Genomic DNA, 3,007 nt, shown 5'->3' with positions numbered 1-3,007 from the left:
GTACTTTTGCTCATGGTTAAACTTTTAGTGTGGTGACTCAAAGATAACCAAAATAGGGCTGACTTCCAAAATCGGAGGACGGCCCTATCATTATAATGATGTATGAACTTTTAGCGGACAGTAATAAAAATTTTTACATACACATCACCCGTAATGTCAAGGAAAAGATAACGGAACACGTTCGTGCAACGCACGCGACACATCCGTGTAACGAGCGGAACACCTACGTGTCACGCGCGCAGCACGTCCGTGTAACGGTTTCTTTGATTTGATATTTTATCCTGGACCGGCGTACTCATCATTATTGATAACAGACTTTATTCATAACGGATTGAGCGTGCCGGATGAATCCTGCTTATAAGATAGGATGGTCCAACGAGCATCAGCACAGAAACGACCAACGTAAACACATTTAGCAGAATATAAATAAGAAAATTCAGTTCTATAGGAACAGAACTGACATAATAGACGGAAGGATCCAGCTTTATCGGTTCGAAGAAATACTGTATCAGACAAAGTGAAAGTCCTATCACATTTCCCCACAGCATACCCCTCCCTATCAGAAACACGGAGAATGAAAGGAAGATTTTCCTGATGGAATTATTGTCGGCCCCCATAGCCTTCAGCACACCAATCATGTTGGTACGTTCCAATATTATAATCAGCAGACCGGAAATCATGGTAAATCCCGCCACTCCTGTCATCAGTATAAGAATTACCCAGACATTAAGGTCAAGCAAATCCAGCCATGCAAAAATCTGCGGATTGGCCTCAACTATGGTACGCGAGAAATAGCTCTGCCCGTATTTGTCGGAGGCTTCAAACAACCCAGTGCGGATATCATCATTCACGGCATCAATGCGCGAGTAATCATCCACATCTATCTCAATTCCGCTCACCTGATCAGCTTCCCATTTATTGAGACGGTTTACTGTATAAATGTCTGTCAGCAGGAAATAATCATCGAAAGCCGAGAAATTTGTCTGATATATAGCAGCTACTGTCAATCTCCGGGCGCGCACATTGTCATCTACGTAGTAAGTATAGATTCTGTCACCGGTTTTAAGTTTCAGTTTGTCGGCCATAGACCTAGAAATCAACACTTTGTTTGTGGCTGCCGTATCTGTAAACTCCGGGATTTCGCCTTCCGTTATATGTTCGCGGATATAACTGAAATCATACTCCTGCCCCACTCCTTTCACCACCATGCCCTGAAAACTGTCATCAGTCATGATCATACCAGGCTTGACGGAATATCGCTGCACGTGACTGATATCCGGTTTCTGCTGAAGAGCCTCCATCAGACTGTCGCTTGCCTGTATAGGAGCCGTCATATAAAGCTGAGCATCGTCAAGGCTGGTCACTATAACCTCGGAAGCTAGTCCTACCACCTTGTCGCGCACCTGATTTTTGAAGCCGATAACCACTGCCACCGAGACAATCATCACGGCTAGACCAATAGAAATGCCGGCCATGGCAATGCGCACAGCCGGCTTTGATACCTCTTTGTTTCCGTCGTTATTCTTGTATATACGACGGGCAATGAACAATTTCCAATTCATATTTTATTCGTCAACTCTTCCCGGATATGCCTCCAGTGCCTTTCTCAGAACGAAAAGCGAACGGACCAAATCTTCTTTCTTCAGGACGTATGCCAGTCGAACTTCATTCTTTCCGGCTCCCGGTGTAGTATAGAAACCGCTTGCAGGAGCAAGCATAACTGTTTCACCCTCGTATTCGAACTCAGACAGACACCATGCACAGAACTTCTCACTGTCGTCCACCGGCAGTTTCGCTACCGTATAGAAAGCACCCATAGGTATAGGGGAATATACGCCGGGGATTCTGTTCAGTCCGTCTATCAGGCATTTTCTGCGTTCCACATACTCGTCGTATGTCTCACGCGAGTATTCTTCAGGCTCATTTAGAGACGCTTCGGCAGCAATCTGACCAATCAACGGAGGACTAAGTCTTGCCTGACAGAATTTCATCACAGCCTTGCGCACCTCCGGATTTTTGGTAATCAGGGCTCCGATACGGATTCCGCATTCAGAATATCTCTTCGATACAGAATCGATAAGAACCACATTCTGTTCAATGCCTTCAAGATGGCATGCAGATATATAAGGTGAACCTGTATATATGAATTCTCTGTACACCTCGTCCGAGAACAGGAACAGATCGTACTTTTTCACAAGGTCGCGAATCTGGTTCATCTCTCTGCGAGTATAAAGATAGCCTGTAGGATTATTAGGGTTGCAAATAAGTATACCCTTGGTACGTTCGTTGATAAGCTCCTCAAACTTTTCAACCTTAGGCAATGAAAATCCTTCTTCAATGGTAGTAGTTACAGTTCGAATTATTGCACCGGCAGAAATTGCAAAAGCCATATAGTTGGCATATGCCGGTTCAGGCACAATGATTTCGTCGCCCGGATTAAGGCAACTCATGAAAGCGAACAGTACCGCTTCCGATCCACCAGTAGTGATTATAATATCGTCTGCAGTAAGATTAATATCATATTTCTTGTAATAACCAACCAGCTTCTCACGATAGCTTCTATATCCCTGGCTCGGACTGTACTCCAACACAGTACGGTCTATATTACGAATTGCGTCCAAGGCCGCTCGTGGAGTTGGCAGGTCAGGCTGACCTATATTCAGGTGATACACATGAATACCTCTTTCTTTCGCAGCTTCGGCCAATGGAGCCAATTTTCTGATTGGCGATTCTGGCATTTCGTTTCCTCTTATGGATATTTGTGGCATAATTTATTATGTTATATAAAATTTTGACTGCAAATATAAACTGATTAGCCAAATAAAACAACTAACCGCTTAGAAAGTTTTGTTCGTTTTCGTACACTGTTTACAAATAAATACTATCTTTCCTCTAAAATGATTTACGGTAGAATGATTCCAAAGGCTTCCATTGGTATATTCATATGAATAAAGGCAATAAAATATTTACCGGCAGCATATTGTTGTCGGTAATAATTTTTTATAAG

At 43.3% G+C, this 3,007-nt stretch carries 2 protein-coding genes; both read right to left on the bottom strand.

Features of this window, described 5'->3' with window-relative positions; translation table 11 throughout:
- Window positions 1-317: 317 nt before the first annotated feature.
- Window positions 318-1,562: an ABC transporter permease gene (locus I6E24_RS15820; protein ID WP_235329623.1), complete on the bottom strand. Its 1,245-nt coding sequence runs from the start codon at window positions 1,560-1,562 to the stop codon at window positions 318-320.
- Between the two features lie 3 nt (window positions 1,563-1,565).
- Window positions 1,566-2,768, bottom strand: coding sequence for a pyridoxal phosphate-dependent aminotransferase (locus I6E24_RS15815; RefSeq protein ID WP_235329622.1), 1,203 nt, complete (start codon window positions 2,766-2,768; stop codon window positions 1,566-1,568).
- Window positions 2,769-3,007 lie beyond the last annotated feature (239 nt).

Source organism: Bacteroides caecigallinarum, from assembly GCF_021530995.1.
Lineage (GTDB): Bacteria > Bacteroidota > Bacteroidia > Bacteroidales > Bacteroidaceae > Phocaeicola > Phocaeicola faecigallinarum.
This window is presented reverse-complemented; position numbering and strand designations above follow the sequence as displayed.